This window comes from Dolichospermum sp. FACHB-1091, assembly GCF_014697585.1.
GTDB lineage: Bacteria > Cyanobacteriota > Cyanobacteriia > Cyanobacteriales > Nostocaceae > Dolichospermum.
The window spans coordinates 79847-97151 of sequence record NZ_JACJSB010000011.1 but is presented as its reverse complement, the minus strand read 5'-3'; the positions used below and the strand labels follow the sequence as shown (position 1 = coordinate 97151).

At 36.0% G+C, this 17305-nt stretch carries 25 protein-coding genes; 21 read left to right on the top strand and 4 right to left on the bottom strand.

Annotated features, from left to right (window positions below; translation table 11 throughout):
• The first annotated feature begins 7 nt into the window (after positions 1 to 7).
• The 9 genes from acnB (at position 8) to H6G25_RS09225 (ending at position 6323) form a co-directional block, all read left to right on the top strand.
• Positions 8 to 2602 (top strand): bifunctional aconitate hydratase 2/2-methylisocitrate dehydratase, encoded by a 2595-nt coding sequence (gene acnB / locus H6G25_RS09260; protein WP_190392222.1) that lies wholly within the window; start codon positions 8 to 10, stop codon positions 2600 to 2602.
• 56 nt (positions 2603 to 2658) lie between these two features.
• Complete coding sequence (locus H6G25_RS09255) at positions 2659 to 2847, top strand: hypothetical protein (RefSeq protein WP_190392221.1); 189 nt, start codon at positions 2659 to 2661, stop codon at positions 2845 to 2847.
• The gene (locus H6G25_RS09250; protein WP_190392220.1) at positions 2847 to 3095 is read left to right on the top strand and encodes a hypothetical protein; all 249 of its coding nucleotides are present in this window, start codon (positions 2847 to 2849) and stop codon (positions 3093 to 3095) included. The genes H6G25_RS09255 and H6G25_RS09250 overlap by 1 nt, the downstream gene beginning before the upstream one ends.
• Before the next feature lie 13 nt (positions 3096 to 3108).
• Positions 3109 to 3243 (top strand): hypothetical protein, encoded by a 135-nt coding sequence (locus H6G25_RS21500; protein ID WP_277881743.1) that lies wholly within the window; start codon positions 3109 to 3111, stop codon positions 3241 to 3243.
• A 66-nt stretch (positions 3244 to 3309) separates the two neighbouring features.
• Complete coding sequence (locus H6G25_RS09245; protein WP_190392219.1) at positions 3310 to 3726, top strand: XisH family protein; 417 nt, start codon at positions 3310 to 3312, stop codon at positions 3724 to 3726.
• Positions 3714 to 4058, top strand: coding sequence for a XisI protein (locus H6G25_RS09240; RefSeq protein WP_190392218.1), 345 nt, complete (start codon positions 3714 to 3716; stop codon positions 4056 to 4058). Before H6G25_RS09245 ends, H6G25_RS09240 begins: the two co-directional genes overlap by 13 nt.
• 42 nt (positions 4059 to 4100) lie before the next feature.
• Positions 4101 to 4325, top strand: coding sequence for a type II toxin-antitoxin system HicB family antitoxin (locus H6G25_RS09235; protein ID WP_190392217.1), 225 nt, complete (start codon positions 4101 to 4103; stop codon positions 4323 to 4325).
• A gap of 44 nt (positions 4326 to 4369) precedes the next feature.
• A complete protein-coding gene (locus tag H6G25_RS09230; protein ID WP_190392216.1) occupies positions 4370 to 4546 on the top strand; it encodes a hypothetical protein in 177 nt (58 codons plus the stop codon).
• A gap of 157 nt (positions 4547 to 4703) precedes the next feature.
• Positions 4704 to 6323 (top strand): peptidoglycan-binding protein, encoded by a 1620-nt coding sequence (locus tag H6G25_RS09225; RefSeq protein WP_190392215.1) that lies wholly within the window; start codon positions 4704 to 4706, stop codon positions 6321 to 6323.
• Positions 6324 to 6326: 3 nt separating this feature from the next.
• On the opposite strand, the gene H6G25_RS09220 is transcribed toward H6G25_RS09225, so the two are convergent.
• Positions 6327 to 6482, bottom strand: a complete 156-nt coding sequence (locus H6G25_RS09220) for a hypothetical protein (RefSeq protein ID WP_190392214.1) — start codon at positions 6480 to 6482, stop codon at positions 6327 to 6329.
• Between the two features lie 102 nt (positions 6483 to 6584).
• Here H6G25_RS09220 and H6G25_RS21125 point away from each other — a divergent pair, with 102 nt between their 5' ends.
• The 10 genes from H6G25_RS21125 to H6G25_RS09170 all read left to right on the top strand — a co-directional run bounded on the left by H6G25_RS21125 (position 6585) and on the right by H6G25_RS09170 (position 11846).
• Positions 6585 to 6953: a type II toxin-antitoxin system prevent-host-death family antitoxin gene (locus tag H6G25_RS21125; RefSeq protein WP_190392213.1), complete on the top strand. Its 369-nt coding sequence runs from the start codon at positions 6585 to 6587 to the stop codon at positions 6951 to 6953.
• A 105-nt stretch (positions 6954 to 7058) separates the two neighbouring features.
• Positions 7059 to 7394: a hypothetical protein gene (locus tag H6G25_RS21120; RefSeq protein WP_242034915.1), complete on the top strand. Its 336-nt coding sequence runs from the start codon at positions 7059 to 7061 to the stop codon at positions 7392 to 7394.
• A complete protein-coding gene (locus tag H6G25_RS09205; protein ID WP_199319707.1) occupies positions 7395 to 7775 on the top strand; it encodes a type II toxin-antitoxin system VapC family toxin in 381 nt (126 codons plus the stop codon).
• Between the two features lie 183 nt (positions 7776 to 7958).
• Positions 7959 to 8300, top strand: coding sequence for a XisI protein (locus H6G25_RS09200; protein ID WP_190392212.1), 342 nt, complete (start codon positions 7959 to 7961; stop codon positions 8298 to 8300).
• Between the two features lie 83 nt (positions 8301 to 8383).
• The gene (locus H6G25_RS09195) at positions 8384 to 8632 is read left to right on the top strand and encodes a type II toxin-antitoxin system RelE/ParE family toxin (RefSeq protein WP_028082817.1); all 249 of its coding nucleotides are present in this window, start codon (positions 8384 to 8386) and stop codon (positions 8630 to 8632) included.
• Between the two features lie 14 nt (positions 8633 to 8646).
• Positions 8647 to 8844, top strand: coding sequence for a hypothetical protein (locus tag H6G25_RS09190; RefSeq protein ID WP_028082818.1), 198 nt, complete (start codon positions 8647 to 8649; stop codon positions 8842 to 8844).
• 237 nt (positions 8845 to 9081) lie between these two features.
• Positions 9082 to 9501 (top strand): XisH family protein, encoded by a 420-nt coding sequence (locus H6G25_RS09185; protein ID WP_190367320.1) that lies wholly within the window; start codon positions 9082 to 9084, stop codon positions 9499 to 9501.
• Positions 9486 to 9827, top strand: a complete 342-nt coding sequence (locus H6G25_RS09180) for a XisI protein (RefSeq protein ID WP_028090498.1) — start codon at positions 9486 to 9488, stop codon at positions 9825 to 9827. Before H6G25_RS09185 ends, H6G25_RS09180 begins: the two co-directional genes overlap by 16 nt.
• 193 nt (positions 9828 to 10020) lie before the next feature.
• Positions 10021 to 11118, top strand: coding sequence for a DUF262 domain-containing protein (locus H6G25_RS09175; RefSeq protein WP_028090496.1), 1098 nt, complete (start codon positions 10021 to 10023; stop codon positions 11116 to 11118).
• Positions 11115 to 11846: an MAE_28990/MAE_18760 family HEPN-like nuclease gene (locus tag H6G25_RS09170; protein ID WP_190392211.1), complete on the top strand. Its 732-nt coding sequence runs from the start codon at positions 11115 to 11117 to the stop codon at positions 11844 to 11846. Before H6G25_RS09175 ends, H6G25_RS09170 begins: the two co-directional genes overlap by 4 nt.
• Before the next feature lie 241 nt (positions 11847 to 12087).
• Here the strand turns inward: H6G25_RS09170 and hetI are convergent, their stop codons facing one another.
• Both hetI and H6G25_RS09160 read right to left on the bottom strand, forming a co-directional pair.
• Positions 12088 to 12822, bottom strand: a complete 735-nt coding sequence (gene hetI / locus H6G25_RS09165) for a 4'-phosphopantetheinyl transferase HetI (protein ID WP_190392210.1) — start codon at positions 12820 to 12822, stop codon at positions 12088 to 12090.
• Positions 12823 to 12834: 12 nt separating this feature from the next.
• On the bottom strand, positions 12835 to 13908 hold the full coding sequence (locus H6G25_RS09160; RefSeq protein WP_190392209.1) for an alpha/beta fold hydrolase: 1074 nt from the start codon (positions 13906 to 13908) through the stop codon (positions 12835 to 12837).
• A gap of 221 nt (positions 13909 to 14129) precedes the next feature.
• Between H6G25_RS09160 and H6G25_RS09155 the strand changes: the two genes are divergently transcribed.
• A complete protein-coding gene (locus tag H6G25_RS09155) occupies positions 14130 to 14873 on the top strand; it encodes a response regulator transcription factor (RefSeq protein WP_190392208.1) in 744 nt (247 codons plus the stop codon).
• Between the two features lie 93 nt (positions 14874 to 14966).
• On the opposite strand, the gene H6G25_RS09150 is transcribed toward H6G25_RS09155, so the two are convergent.
• Complete coding sequence (locus H6G25_RS09150; RefSeq protein WP_190392207.1) at positions 14967 to 15566, bottom strand: hypothetical protein; 600 nt, start codon at positions 15564 to 15566, stop codon at positions 14967 to 14969.
• Positions 15567 to 15923: 357 nt separating this feature from the next.
• Between H6G25_RS09150 and der the strand changes: the two genes are divergently transcribed.
• A complete protein-coding gene (der, locus tag H6G25_RS09145; protein ID WP_190392206.1) occupies positions 15924 to 17288 on the top strand; it encodes a ribosome biogenesis GTPase Der in 1365 nt (454 codons plus the stop codon).
• The last annotated feature ends 17 nt before the right edge of the window (positions 17289 to 17305 follow it).

Genomic DNA, 17305 nt, shown 5'->3' with positions numbered 1-17305 from the left:
CTAAATCATGTTAGCAGAATACCAACAACACACCCAAGAACGCGCCCAACTCGGTATTCCCCCTTTACCATTAGACGCATTACAAACTTCAGAATTATGTGAATTACTGAAAAATCCCGCCCCAGGTACGGAAGAGTTATTATTACATTTATTACGCGATCGCATTCCCCCCGGAGTAGATCAAGCAGCTTATGTAAAAGCCGGATTTCTTACTGCTATTGCTAAAGGAGAAATTACCAGTCCCTTAGTCTCTGCTATCGAAGCAGTAGAATTACTGGGAACAATGGTAGGCGGTTATAACGTTCAATCCTTAATTGATTTACTCTCTTCCCCGGTAGCAGAAACCGCAGCAATAGCATTGAGCAAAATCCTGTTAGTTTATGATGCGTTTCATGATGTATTAGAACTATCAAAAACCAACAAATACGCTAAAAAAGTGGTAGACTCCTGGTCCGCAGCGGAATGGTTTACCACTCGTCCCACATTACCAGCATCTATCACCGTCACGGTTTTCAAAGTTCCCGGAGAAACTAACACTGACGACTTATCACCAGCAACCCACGCTACAACCCGTCCAGATATTCCTTTACACGCCTTAGCAATGTTAGAAACCCGACAACCGGGAAGTTTAGAAACCATTGCAGACTTAAAGAAAAAAGGACATCCTGTGGCCTATGTCGGTGACGTGGTGGGTACAGGTTCATCTCGTAAATCTGCGATCAATTCTGTATTATGGCATTTAGGTAATGATATCCCCTTTGTACCAAATAAACGGGCTGGAGGCTATATTTTGGGTAGTGCGATCGCACCTATCTTTTTTAACACCGCCGAAGATGCGGGAGCTTTACCTATACAATGCGATGTCACAAAAATGGCAACTGGTGACGTAATTACCATCTACCCCTACAAAGGTGAAGTTACCAACGCCGCAGGAGAAGTAATTTCCACCTTCAGCCTCAAACCTGACACCATTTTAGACGAAGTTCGCGCAGGTGGCCGCATTCCCCTATTAATTGGCCGTACCCTCACCGACAAAACCCGTCAAGCCTTGGGTTTAGCACCCAGCGATTTATTTATCCGCACCCCCCTAACCCCCCTTACTAAGGGGGGACTGGGGGGATCAGACACCGGAAAAGGCTACACATTGGCGCAGAAAATGGTCGGTAAAGCCTCTGGTTTACCAGGAGTACGTCCGGGGACATCTTGCGAACCAATCATGACCACAGTGGGTTCTCAGGACACTACAGGACCAATGACCAGAGACGAATTAAAAGAACTGGCTTGTTTAGGTTTCAGTGCAGATTTAGTCATGCAAAGTTTCTGTCACACAGCCGCTTATCCCAAACCTGTAGATATCAAAACCCATCAAGAACTACCAGACTTCATTTCCTCTCGTGGTGGCGTGGCTTTGCGTCCCGGTGATGGTATCATTCACTCCTGGTTAAACCGGATGTTATTACCTGACACCGTGGGAACAGGAGGAGACTCCCATACCCGCTTTCCCTTGGGTATATCCTTTCCTGCGGGTTCTGGTTTAGTGGCCTTTGCCGGTGCATTGGGTGTAATGCCCTTAGATATGCCAGAATCGGTATTAGTCCGTTTTAAAGGAGAATTGCAACCAGGAATTACCTTGAGAGATATTGTTAACGCCATTCCTTATGTAGCTATGCAGAAAGGATTATTAACAGTGGAAAAACAGAACAAGAAAAATGTTTTTTCCGGGCGCATTTTGGAAATTGAAGGATTACCAAATTTGAAAGTAGAACAAGCATTTGAATTAACAGATGCTTCCGCCGAACGTTCTTGTGCAGGTTGTACAATTAAGTTAAGTGAAGAGACAATAGCCGAATATTTGCGGTCAAATATTGCCCTGTTAAAAAATATGGTAGCACGGGGTTATAGTGATGCCAGAACTATCCTGCGGCGCGTGGCAAAAATGGAGGAATGGTTAGCCAATCCTGTATTATTATCAGCAGATGCAGATGCCGAATATGCAGCAGTAATTGAGATTGATTTAAACGAAATCAAAGAACCAATTGTAGCGGCACCAAATGACCCTGATAATGTTAAGTTATTATCAGAAGTTGCGAATGATCCAGTACAGGAAGTTTTCGTAGGTTCTTGTATGACAAATATCGGACATTATCGAGCAACAGCCAAGGTTTTAGAAGGTGCTGGTGCGGTGAAAGCGCGGTTATGGATTGCACCTCCGACAAGAATGGATGAACATCAATTAAAAGTAGAAAAAGTGTATGATGTTTTTGTAGGTGCGAATGCGAGAACGGAGATTCCTGGATGCAGTTTATGTATGGGAAATCAGGCGCGAGTTGATGATAATACAACAGTGTTTTCCACCTCAACTCGTAATTTTAATAATCGCATGGGTAAAGGCGCTCAAGTGTATTTAGGTTCAGCGGAATTAGCAGCAGTTTGTGCATTATTGGGGCGTATTCCTACAGTTAAGGAATATATGGAGATTGTGGGGGAGAAAATTAATCCTTTTGCTGATAATTTGTATCGTTATTTGAATTTTGATCAAATTGTTGGTTTTGAGGACGAGGGGAGGGTGATTAGTAAGGAGGAACAGGCGGCTTTGGTATAATTTAGGTTAGGGTGGGTCTGGATGGACTCACCTGAATATGTTATAATTTATATTTTATGGGGAAAAGTCATTTTAAGAAAGCAATATCATCTTTGGAATCTCGTATTGCTGAACACAAGGAAAAAATTAGGGTAGAATTAGAGAAAGAATTTCCAGATCCAGGTTTGATTAATCATTGGGAAAAGGAAATCAGAGCTTTTGAACAAGGAATAAAACAAGCGTTAAAAAGATTGGGTAAAAACTAATGACACTCGCAAAACAAAAAATTAGCAGTGAAAACTCAACGCTTAATCAGTTACTAATGGAATTACAGGAAGAATGTCAAAATGTTCTTTCTCTGGTTAATCAATTACAACTTTCTGAATTAAGCGATCGCCAAAAGGGTAAAATACTTTCAGAATTATTAGTAGCTTCAATTCATTTACATTCCCATTGTGATGAAGATTGGCAAAATTTGATTTCTGATGAGTTGGAAAATTTAGTAGATGATTAGTGTATAAAATCTTATGGATATAAAGAGGATAAAACATGATAGAATTAAGGCTGATAATTTGTATCGTTATTTGAATTTTGATCAAATTGTTGGTTTTGAGGACGAGGGGAGGGTGATTAGTAAGGAGGAACAGGCGGCTTTGGTATAATGTAATTGGGGTGAGTTCTTTGTGGACTCCCCTGAATGTTATAATATTCTATTACCAGGGTAAACCATGCCAGCAAAGGATTTATATCATGATGGATTTAAAAACGCTTTACTCAAGGATGGTTGGCAGATTATTCGTGATCCTTATACCATTAGATATGAAGGACTAAAACTATTTGCTGATCTTGCCGGTAAAAAGTTATTTTCTGCACAAAAAGAAGATACTAATATTGTAGTAGAAATTAAAAGTTTCTTGAGTCTTTCTTTAATTCATGAATTTCAATGTGCTTTAGGACAATATATTTTATACCGTACATTGCTAAGACAATTACATCCTGATTATCGTCTTTACTTAGCAATTGAGCAAGAGGCTTATGAAACTTTTTTTCAAACAAAAGGGATTCAACTTGTCATAGAAGAATATAAAATTTTACTGATTGTAATTAATATTGTTCAGGAGGAAATTGTCCAATGGATAAATTAAATAATTATCGTGCAATTGTCAAAAAAATATTAACAGAATATGATCAAATAGCTAGTCAAACTCCTAATATTTCTGGAGTTGATACAGTCTTATCTTTTGATGATGAAAGAGATCAGTATTTATGGTTTGATGTAGGTTGGAATGAAAGAAAACGAGTGAAGGCAATTACTGTTTATGTGAGAATTAAAAATGAGAAGATTTACATTGAGGAAGATTGGACTGAGGAAGGAATAGCAACGGAGTTATTAAGGGAAGGTGTACCGAAAGAGGATATTGTTTTAGCTTTTCATGATCCTGAAACTCGTAAATTTACAGAGTTTGCTGTGGCTTAATACTGTCTCTTGATCCTAAATTTAATCTATAGGGAAACAAAAATGAACTTTTACACAGTTGTTCTCAGACAAAGTTCTGGTTATTGGGTGGGTTTGTGTTTAGAAAATGGTATTGTTGGACAGGGAGATACTCAAGAAGATGCAGTTAATAAATTAAAGGAAGCAATAGTATCTTTTGCAGATGTTTATGAATCAGAAGATAATATTTATAAATCTCCTATTTCTATAGATGAATTACATGAATTTTTGTTAAGAGTTAATTTTTAAATTTTTACAAGTTTGATTTTAGCAGATTCACAGGCTAGAAGCCTGTGCCACTTAAACTTGCTATACAAGAAGAGCAAATTTTACTGATTCTAATTAATATTAGTTTGCATAAAGCAACCAAAATTATGGAAGTGGATACAGAAATGTTTTGGCAAATTTTAGAATTGACGCGGATAAATGTTTCATGCTCAGGATATCCCGATAGAGAAATCAACTATTAATTAACTATGAAAATACATAAGAAAAGCTGATTATTCGGGGGGGGGGGAGATACGTTATTACTTATATATCAGAATTTTGAGGATATTTTATGGAACTATCAAAATATAGCTTTTGTCAGCTAAAAATAATCAAATTGTATTCAAAGGAGCAAATCAAATGGTACAATTCAATGCAGCGCTAAGAACAGAATATGAACAACTCTACAGAGATTGTCAAATCAAATCTGATAAACTAAGTCAAGTTGATACGATTGTTAATCGTCTTATGGACAATCGCTCTCGCTATAAAAAAGTAGAAAGACTGACTGATGTTCCTTGGTTTATTGTTGCAGTAATTCATCAACTAGAAGCTAGTGGAAATTTTAATACTCATTTACACAATGGCGATCGCTTAAGTGCTAAAACAATTAATATTCCTAAAAATCGTCCCCCCGGAAAGCCACCTTTTACATGGGAAGAATCGGCACAAGATGCTTTAACCTTTGATGGTTTAAATAATTGGACTGATTGGAGTATTAGTGGTTGTTGCTGGAAACTTGAACGCTACAATGGACTAGGTCATCGTCTATTTCATCCTAGCGTAAAATCTCCTTATTTATGGAGTTTTTCTAATCACTATACTAAAGGTAAATATGCTTCAGATGGAAAATTTGATCCTAATTTAGTGAGTCAACAATGCGGTGCTGTTGTTCTTCTCAAAAGAATGGAAGAAAAAGGATTTATTTCCTTATCACCAGAAAGTGGAATGGGTGACGATATTGATACAAAAACAAAACAAAAAGAGGTGACATGGTTTGAACTTTTTCGGAAGGAAGAAGATGGCACATCTTATCCAGTTATCGCTGCTAATGCAGGTTCAGAACCTATTGAAGTAGTAGAATTAAAAACCAAACTAACGGATGAATTTGTAGATTTTTTAGGCAAATATCCTACAGCAAAAACCTTTTTAATTGCTCCCTCTGATAAGAAGATTCCTTCTGTTACCGCACCTGATATTACCATTACTCCTACCACTGATTTACCAACCTTAACTCGTATTCTGCGTTGGGGTAGTAAAGGAGATGATGTTAAAGCCTTGCAAAAAGCACTTAATGATTTAGGATTTAATGCTGGCCAAGTAGATGGTGAATTTGAAAATAACACAGAAAATGCCGTTAAAGCTTTTCAGTTAAAAGCAGGTTTAATGGCTGATGGGGAAGTAGGTCCCATGACTTGGGATAAACTTGGTGGTAAACCTGGAGATAGCATTTCTGTAGATCCATCTGATCCTATTTATTTACGATTGGCTGGTTTTGCTGAAATTGAAGCCGCTAAAGGACTTACTTGGAGTAGTGCAAGTAGTGAAGCGGAAAAATACCTCAAACCTTTCCGTAAACCTATGCAAAATATAGGTCATATCGGAAGTGATCCAGTTTTTTATAATTGGTGTGCGGCTTTTGTTGCTTATTGTTGTCGTAACGTAGGAATTGATATACCAGATCAACCTGAAGGTTTTTGGGCAACAATGGCTCTTGTTGAATCATGGAAATTTTGGGCAAAACAAAACGATTTTTGGTGTCCTAAAGGTTCGGTGATTCCTATGCGTGGAGATATTGTTACTTTTGACTGGTCTGAAGCTCCGGGTGAGTTTAATCATATTGGCATTATCAGAGCATATTCTCAAGGAAGCACTGTAATTAAGACTTCTGAAGGTAATAAAGGTAAGCGACCAGTCAATACCAGTGGTAACTTTACTCGTAATTTATCTTCTGTATCAGGATTTATCAGAATCCGTTAACCGTTAACTGAGTAGAGTAGAAACTATAACAAAGCGATCGCTGTTTGGGTGTGGTTTGGTGGAGAGCGATCGCTTTTTGATGTAGGTAGAATGAAGTGCGATTGCTTTTTTAATTTTATCAGGACTTACGCAAAAAGAACCGAATTTGGGGTAATTCATGAATTACCCCTACGCAAGAATAAGGTGTTCAGCAACATCTTACGTAAGTCCTATTTATGCTAACATTAAATTAAATCTAAATTTAGTGCAGAGTCACCAACCATGATTAATCTCAGTCAAGATATTCAATCCCTCTCAACCTTCAAACGCAACACCAACGAACTCATTAATCAGATGAAAGAAACCGGAAATCCTCTGATTTTAACGGTTAACGGTAAAGCAGAATTAGTAGTACAAGATGCCGCATCTTATCAAAAAATCCTCGATTATATCAAACAATTAGAAACAATAATTGAGAGGAAAAGAGAATTAGAACCAACAAAAAGCAACAACAAAAAAGCACTTGAATTATTAAAAACGTGGGAAGAAGAAGGAGATGAACAAGAACAAACAGAAACTTTAGAGTATTTATCTCAATCTTTAGAACAAGATCATTTTTCTAATCGTTCCCTATTTTTACCATTGGCATAATGCCAAGATTAATTATCCTTCTTCTCGTTTTGTTTTATGTTTTTGGTAGAGCAAAGTTGATATAATTATAAAAATAGACTTAATCCATTAACCAGTATCAAATAAATGAATCACCAAACTACCTTTAAAGAAATTGCCTCTCAAGTGCAATTATTCCAGAGTATAGAACAAAAAGAAACCTTTATATTTGTACTTGGTGCTTTAACATCTCGGTTAATTAGTTTACATAAAGCAGCCGAAATCATGGAAATGGATACAGACATATTTTTGAATATTTTAGAATTAATGGGAATAGATTTTTCATATCTTACCATATCTAATGGACAAAAAATGGCAGAAGCATTAAGAAAAATATCAAAAAAGAATATTTTTGTTGAAATTGATCCGCAGAAATGGCAACAAGAAATTCGTCAAGATCGCTCTCTTCCTAATCGTGATTAAATGATGTTACTTGATAGCAATATTATTATTTATGCAGCACAAGCAGAAAATGAATTTTTAAGGGAGTTTATCGCTGAAAATTCTCCTTTTGTATCTGCTCTTTCTTATCTCGAAGTATTGGGTTATCATCAGATAAATGATGAAGATAAAACCTCTTTTGAGGAGTTTTTCAATGCTTCTCAAATATTACCAGTTTCTCAAGCTGTAATTGAGCAAGGAGTAAAACTAAAACAGATTAAAAAAATGTCTTTAGGAGATACTATTATTGCGGCTACAGGATTAGTTTATGATTTAACTGTTGTCACTAGAAACATTGATGATTTTCGTTGGATTACTAATTTAAAATTACTCAATCCTTTTGAAAAAAATCAGAATATTTAACATTCATAAAATCTTTATCGGAGTGTTACTAAAATGTTAGAGATCAATAAAAACTATCTTTTAGATCAAAGCCAATCCTGTATTATTATCAGCAGATGCAGATGCGGAATATGCAAAAGCTATTGTTAAACGTCATCAGGTAGAGTTTATTGTTTTTAATAACGAACAGGAGGAAATTGTATCATGGATAAGCTCACAAGATATGGAGAAATAATCAAAAAAATCTTAACAGAATATTATCAAATTGTTGAAAAAGCTCCTGATTTTCACCCGGAAAATTGTTTAATTTTTGATGACAATAATCATCATTATTTTTGGCGTAGTATTGATTGGGTTAACAAAAAAAGAGTTAATAATACTCATATTTATGTTCGCATTAAAAATGATAAGATATATATTGAGGAAGATTGGACCCAGGAAGGTATTGCAACGGAGTTATTAAGAGAAGGTGTACCAAAAGAGGATATTGTTTTGGCTTTTCATGATCCTGAAACTCGGAAGTTTACAGAATTTGCTGTGGCTTAATCGAGAAAAAATTTGTTAGTATAATTTAGGTTAGGGTGAGTTTGGATGGACTCACCTTAATGTTTTGAAAAAGGTTAAAATATGTGCATTACCAAATAGAATTTAAACCCAAAGCGATTAAAGATTTACAGAAAATTCCTGTAAATGACAGAGAACGCATTATCAATAAAATTGAAGCAATGCAAGATGATTTACAAGGAGATGTGAAACGCTTAACAAATTTTACTCCAGAATATCGTTTAAGAGTTGGTGATTATCGAATTTTGTTTGAATTAGCAGAACAAACTATAATCGTGTATAGGGTTAAGCATCGTAGTAAAGCTTATGAGTAATAGGAGGTTAAAAAATGATTGAATTACATCCTGAGTTTTTAACAAAAAATGGTGAAAAACAATTTGCGGTTTTACCTTATGAGGAATTTTTGAAGATTCAGGAATTATTAGAAGATTTGGAAGATTTACGAGATTTGAGAGATGCTAAGGAAGAAGAAAAGAATAGTGTTTCAATGTCTTTAGAAGATGTGAAAAGTATGTTGTTAATGTGATCAAATTGTTGGTTTTGAGGATGAGGGGAGGGTGATTAGTAAGGAGAAGCGGCTTTGGTATAATTTAGGTTAGGGTGGGTCTTGATGAACTCACCTGAATGTTATAGCAATCCTAAATGATACGTGAGAGTTCAACAAGGCTAAAATGCTTATAAAACAAGGATTTTTATCTACGTATTTTCTCACAAACTGTTCAGGATTGCTATATAATATAATAGTTGATTATCGGGGTGAAAAATGCCAGCAAAGGACATATACCATGAAGCGGTGAAAAATGCTTTAATTAAAGACGGTTGGACAATTACAGCAGATCCTTATACTGTTGAATATGAAGATGATAACCTTTATGCTGATTTATTAGCTGAAAAGACTTTATTGCCTGAAAAACAAAAACGTATTATTGTAGTAGAAATCAAAAGTTTTATTAATCCTTCACCAATGAATGATTTTCAAAATGCTTTAGGGCAATATCTTTTATATCGTGATTTTCTCGAATTTTCTCATAAAGATTATGAACTGTATTTAGCAGTAAGAAGTACAATTTTTAATACTTTCTTTCAAAGAAAATCCATCCAACCTGTAATTAAACGTCATCAACTTAACTTTATTGTTTTTAATGATAAAAAACAGGAGATTCAATCATGGATAAAATTATAAAATATCGGGAGTTAATTAAAAGTATTTTAACAGAATATGATCAGTTGGTTCATAAATCTCCTGATTATAATACTGAAACCTGTTTAGTATTTGATGAAACTCACGATCATTATTTGTGGTTAACAGTTGATTGGAAAGAAGATAAAAGACTAAAATCAACTCATGTTCATATTCGTATTAAAAATGAGAAAATTTACATTGAGGAAGATTGGACCCAGGAAGGAATAGCAACGGAGTTATTAAGGGAAGGTGTACCAAAAGAAGATATTGTGTTAGCTTTTCATGATCCTGAAACTCGGAAGTTTACTGAGTTTGCTATTGCTTAATAGAGAAAAACTTTGTTATTATAATTTAGGTTATGGTGGGTCTTGATGGACTCACCTTGATTTTAAAGGGTTTATATTCAATTATTAAGATTTCTTAATCTAGCTAAATTCACCTATTTCACTGGTAAAATGTAATTAATTCACTCAATCAAAAAGCTCTAACTTTAGATATCAAAACAATAAATTGTCAAATATGGTAACTCAACTAGAAATTACAAATCAACGCAAAGAAAATGCGGAACAAGAAATCCGCGATAATAGAAAGCGTGTTGACTATAAGACTTTAGAATATCCTATCGAAGTAATTGTTCAAAAATATTTAGATGGAATAGATGAAGATAAAAATGAGATTTTTATTCCAGATTATCAACGAGCAATGGCTTGGGATGAAAATACCCAATCAAAATTCATTGAATCTATAATGTTAGATTTACCAATCCCTTATATTTTTGTGGCCGATGTATCAGAATCAGAAGATTTAACCCGGTTGGAAATTATAGATGGTACACAACGTATTCGTACTTTAAGCAGATTTATTAATAATGAACTTACATTAAGAAATCTTGAAAAACTAACAAATCTTAATGGCTTTACGTTTACAGATTTACTACCAACACGCCAAAGACGTTTTAATAGAACTACTATTAAAATGATTCAATTAACAGAAGAAGCAGATGAAGAAATTAGAAGGGATTTGTTCCAAAGAATTAATAGTGGTAGTGTTGAATTGAATGAAATGGAAAAACGTAGAGGAGGTGAACCAGGAAAATGTCTTGATTTAGTTGAGGAACTTTCAAAAAATCTACTATTTAGAGATTTATGTTCCTTTACTGACACTGAAATTAATAAAGGAGATCCACAAGAATATGTATTACGTTTTTTTGCATTTTTAAATAATTATCAAAATTATGGCAATGTTGAAAACAAAGTCCATAAATTCTTGAATGAATATTTAAAACTGGAAAATCAATCAGATGAGAGCAAAATAAATGCTATGAGAAATGAATTTGATTCAATGTTAGCATTTGTACAAAAGTATATTTCCAATTCTTTACATATTTATCGAAAAACTAAGAATTGCTATGAACCTACAACTAGAATTAAGTTTGAATCTATTACAGTAGGTATTGCTTTGGCGCTCAGAGAAAATCCTAATTTAGTTCCAAAATCTACTTCCTTTTTAGATTCTGATGAGTTTAAAAAATTAACGAAATCTGATGCTAGTAGTTCTCAAAATAAAGTCAGTCGTCGTATTGAATATGTTCGCAATCAGCTTTTAGGTAATTCATGACAAGTACATTATTTCAAGATTTTAATGAACGCGCTAAAGAAGTTAGTAAATACTTTTACTTCCTGAAAAACCTAGAGCAAGGTTACATTCAATTAAGTATGGGTAATGCTAACAATATAAAAACAAAACCAATAGATGATGATTTAGAAAATACTCTTAAAGCGACAGGATATTTTTTACTATATAACCTAGTTGAAGCTACTATGCGTAATGCTATTGAAACAATTTTTGATGAATTAAAAATGCAACAAGTCTCTTTCGATGACGTGAGAAAAGAAATAAAAAAAATTATTATTAATCATGTAAGAGATAAAGATATCCAATCTACAGATACTCTTTTACAAGGTCTCATCAATATTTCAGTTGATATCATATCAGTTACCTTTGATGCTCTGATTAAGAAAGAAAATAAGAAAAGACTATTTTCAGGTAATGTAGATGCACAAAAAATCAGAAATATAGCAAAAATTTATGGTTTTTCGTCCCAAACTAATAAAAGCAAAACTCAAGATGGAAGTGATTTACTCACAATTAAAACCAATAGAAATGATTTAGCACATGGTTTTAAGACGTTTGAGGAAATTGGCAACAAAGCTACTGCTGATGAATTATTGAAGATTCAAAAAAGAGTTATTTGTTATTTAAGGGAAATATTAGAAAATGTAGAAAATTATATATCAAATCAAGAATATTTACAGATAAATGTACAAAATAGTGAAAATATTTAGATGGAAGTGTGATCGCTTTTTGGTTATGCGTTGAGAAAGTGATCGCATTCCTCCAACATCCCAAACGGACTTAACCCCCCAACCCCCTTCCCTGCAAGGGAAGGGGGAGCAAGACTTAGTAGGAGAGGGGCTGGGGGAGAGGTCAAACACGATATAAAAACACACCCCACAAATGAACAACCAACCACCGAAAAAAGACAGACTTCGTAACGATGATGATGAACTTTTTACCTAATATTTCCTAATAATAGTCCGCAAAGAAGCAATATTCCCAACAATGCAAATTAATATTCTTCCCCGCAACGACAACTGCGGCCGCAAAATTATCTGTTGGTATTAATTCTCTTAAATTCCAATCTCCTGATACAAGTAATCTACTGGGTTGATTTACTGTTAAAGATATTTTAATTTCTTCTAACTTGACTAAACCATCTCCTGTAGCTTTTACATAAGCTTCTTTGCAAGTCCAATAACGGAAAAACATTTGTTTTTGTTCTTCAGAAGAAACTAACCGCAGATGTTCATATTCTTCAGCAGAAAAAAACCGTTTAGCCAGACTTTCTAAATCTGACATAGTGCGAATACATTCTAAATCTACACCAATCTGATTTTGATAACTCACACCACACAAAGCCAAATCTTGGGAATGAGATAAATTAAAGAATAATCTTTGATTGGCAAATTTAGCCGCCAAAAAAGGCTTACCACGGGGTTGATATTCAAATTCCACTTGTTTGGGGTCAATAGCTAAATATCGCCCTAAAATGGCGCGGATTGTGCCACGTCCAGCGATAAATCTTTGCCGATGTTCAGGAAAATAAAACCTTTCGGCGCGAGCAATTTCATCACTAGATAAAGTTTCCCAAAAAGCTTGTAATTGTGATTCTGATTGATTTAAATTAATGCGCCAAAGATGCACATCATTTAATGACAAATTTAAGTTTTTGGGTGCAGGTAGCCAATTATAATTAAACACAGTTGTCAATAATTAAACTTTACTTTTTTCCAGAGAAACCTGTTCAATTTTTTGGTGACGTTTTATTTCTATCCACTGTAAAACGCGATTCCAAGCCCACCATTGATCAGGATCTTGATATTGATTTTGACATCTTTTACTACTCACATAACCAACATGGCCACCGTAACGAGTGAGTAATAAATCTATATCGGGATTTTTCCTAGCAGCGGTTTCTAAATCAGGAATAATAGCAGGATCAAATAAGGGGTCATCAGCAGCATATAGAATTAAGGTTGGTTTTGATAGTTTAGGTAATAATTCTAACCCACTGCTGGCTTGATAATAATCAGTGACGGTAGGGAAACCCAAACCCTCAATAACGAGTTCTTCGTCAAATTTCCAAATGCTATTAGCCCTATGAATAGCTTCAGGCTTAATAGATTCAGGATAAGCAGCATGGATTTTCCAAGCTAGTTTTTTTAATTCTTTAGCAATGCGAGATTCAATATATTTACCGAATGGGTGCGTAACTAAATAAGTTAGTGATCGACAGGAATCTAAACTCGGACAAATCACCGCCCCACCAGCAAGATCAATATCTTTGGGTGCTAAATCTGCTGCAGCTTTCACTCCCCACAAGGCCAATTGTCCCCCCAAAGAATAGCCTATAAACCAAAATTGCGGAGGACAACCCATTTGTGCGGACGTTTCCGCAATTCTGACAAAATCTTCCCCCTCATACAAACCGTCTGAAGTCAATGTTGGCGATAATTCTGCGGTTTTACCATGGGCCCGCCAATCAAATAATACTACAGCATAACCTTGGGCGTAAGCCTTGCGTCCCAAAATTTGCAAAAACCATTGTTGGTCTAATTCTCCAGTAATACCATAAGTGCCAATAATTGTACTATGGGCATTTGGGGGAATAGCAACCTTACCAAAAATTGGCACACCTTGTCCACCTGTGAAGATGACTTCGTGATATCCTGGTTCTGGATGAGTAGTTTTACTCTCCCAATCACGACTAGCCCACAAAGCTGTATAAGTTGTCATGGTCATGCCATTTTGCAAAAAATATGGCGGTGAGTATTCGTATTTATACATAAGAACGGGAGGATGAATTTGATTTTAATATTTATATTAGATTTAACATATTTTTTATAATTAAGATGGTAATCTTTTTATATATCAAGGAAAACAAAAGTTTACGGTTTGCTTGATGATCTCAAAAGTCCCTCAACTTTCTACCAGAATTAGCACAGCGAACTTTTAGTAGTGAGGGGAACGTCAATTATCCTTAAATAAAGTAGTTATAATTTTTAAGAATGCCCAGGATTCTTGTCATAGATGATGACCTAGCGATTTCAGAACTTGTTGCCGTCAACTTGGAAATGGCGGGCTACGATGTTAGTCAAGCCGAAGATGGTGTCAAAGGTCAAGCACTGGCTCTCCAGCTACAACCGGACTTAATTATGCTTGATCTGATGTTACCCAAAGTAGATGGGTTTACAGTTTGTCAACGCTTACGTCGGGATGAACGCACTGCTGAGATTCCTATATTGATGTTGACTGCTTTAAGCCAAACTCAAAATAAGGTAGAAGGGTTTAATGCTGGTGCGGATGACTACCTTACCAAACCGTTTGAGGTAGAGGAATTATTAGCACGGATACGGGCTTTATTGCGACGCACTGACAGAATTCCCCAAGCAGCAAAACATAGTGAAATTCTCAACTATGGATCTCTTACCCTTGTTCCTGAAAGATTTGAGGCTATCTGGTTCAAAACAACAGTGAAATTGACTCATTTAGAATTTGAGTTACTCCACTGCTTGCTACAACGTCACGGACAAACCGTTTCCCCCAGTGAAATCCTCAGAGAAGTTTGGGGTTATGATCCTGATGATGATATTGAGACTATTCGCGTACATATTCGTCATTTGAGAACCAAACTTGAACCCGATCCTCGTCATCCACGCTATATTAAAACCGTCTATGGCGCTGGATATTGTCTAGAATTACCTAGTGTGTCTTCTGAAATTGAAGATCCAGTAGTTACAATTCCTGAATGAAATCTAGTTAAATATCTTGATACTCAGATCCCTGATTTCTCTAAAAATTCAGGGATTTATCTATGTTACATAGATTGAATTTTTAACGCCAACTTAACTTATTGTTAATGTTGATGTTTTTTTGCTTTTTAATCGCTTCAACCCTACACCAAGACCAATTCCTGTCATAGAACCAAGAATAGTACCACTCCCTGAAATATCCCAAGGCACAGGCACAGCCACAGCTCTAGCGAATGTTCGGTTGGGATTTTGCCAGTTATATATGTTGTACGAGTGTTGAACTTCTCCTATATATGGAAGGGCGGTTGAATTGTTCGGCTGTATTGACGCTAAACTTAGAATAGTGTTCGTCTTTCCAGGTACGTGTTCAGTCTGGGTTGCATAAGCGAAGTACGCTCCTGCCCAATCATTCCCATTTATTCCAGTCGGATTCACGTAACAACCGCCTAATTGACAACCAACAACACTAGCCAATCCATTAGCAAGAGATTGATTTCCCCACAACGCATTAAGCGGACTGTTCAAAGCATTTGTGCCGGAAAAAGCATCATCGCCATTGAAACTGTGCGTAGTTACATCGTACTTTGAACCATTATAGGTAAAAACAACAGCACCAGCAGGGGAAGCAGAAGCAATCGTCCCAGCCAAGGTAGCACCAGCGATAGCTATACAAACTTTTTGGTTGATGAACATGATTCAAAATTCAAAAATAAAATGCTTAATACAAACAAATTTTAATACTATGTGACCATAAATATTGAATCTCATAACGAAATTTTACACTTAAAGACATAGTAACCCCAAAACAACAAAATTAGCTCGCCAAGATAATGTTCCTGAACCAGTGTTCATAGTGTTCATAGCTCGTATGTTGACACAAAAAATTCTGTAAATATCGCAGTTTACCTCACTTGACGGAAAACTTTTTCAAAAACTCATAATTATCAAAAACCATGTTACAATAAATAGTTCTCTAAAACAGTGCTGGGTGAAGAACGTAGAGACAAAACTCAGCACACCTACACACTCAGCACTAAAGAACTTCAGTTTATGCCATTGCCAATTGTTGCAATTATCGGCCGCCCGAATGTGGGCAAATCTACCTTTGTAAATCGTCTTGCTGGAGATCAAACAGCAATAGTCCACGATGAACCAGGTGTAACACGCGATCGCACCTATCGTCCAGCTTTTTGGAATGATCGGGAATTTGTGGTAGTGGACACAGGCGGCTTAGTTTTTAACGATGACACCGAATTTCTACCTTTAATTCGCCAACAAGCTTTAACGGCTCTTGCAGAAGCCTCTGCGGCGATTTTCGTAGTTGATGGGCAAGCCGGTCTAATGCCCGCAGATGAAGAAATTTCCGAATGGTTACGTCAGCAACCAGTACCCGTATTATTGGCCGTGAATAAATGCGAATCTCCTGACCAGGGAATCATTCAAGCCGCTGAATTTTGGGAATTAGGACTAGGTGAACCTTTCCCCATTTCCGCTATTCATGGTAGTGGTACGGGGGAAATTCTCGATGAGTTAATGAATCACATTCCTTATGCAACAGAAGTAGAGGAAAATCCAGAAATTAAAGTCGCTATTATCGGCCGTCCAAATGTGGGGAAATCCAGTTTACTTAATGCTTTTGTCGGTGAAAATAGAGCTATTGTGAGTCCTATTTCTGGAACAACTAGAGACACAATTGATACAATAGTTGAACGAGGTGGACAGACTTACAGGTTAATTGATACCGCTGGTATTCGCAAAAAGAAACATATAGAATACGGGACGGAATTTTTCAGTATTAACCGCGCTTTTAAAGCTATTCGTCGGGCTGATGTGGTTTTATTAGTGATTGATGCCATAGACGGTGTAACCGAACAAGATCAAAAATTAGCTGGGCGCGTTTTAGAAGAAGGTCGCGCTTGTGTTATTGTTGTTAATAAGTGGGATGCTGTCGAAAAAGACTCTTATACTATCTATGACCATGAAAAAGATTTAGAGTCACGCTTACATTTTACTGAATGGGCAGATACTATTTTTGTGAGTGCAGTTACGGGATTAAGAGTAGAAAAAATTTTAGAATTGGTCAATGAAGCCGCTGAATCACATAAACGCCGCGTAAGTACATCAGTAATTAATGAAGTGCTAGAAGATGCTATCAGTTGGCATTCACCACCGACATCCCGAGGCGGTCGTCAGGGTAAAATATATTATGGGACTCAGGTGAGTAGTCAACCTCCTTCTATTGCTTTGTTTGTGAATGATGCTACACGCTTTAATGAGAATTATCGCCGTTACATCGAACGACAATTCCGTAAACAGTTGGGCTTTCAAGGGACACCCATTCGTCTATTTTGGCGCAGTAAGAAAGTTCGAGACATGGAAATTGGTGGTCCGAATCGAGCTACTCGTGTAAAATAAAAAACTATTGTCAGTTG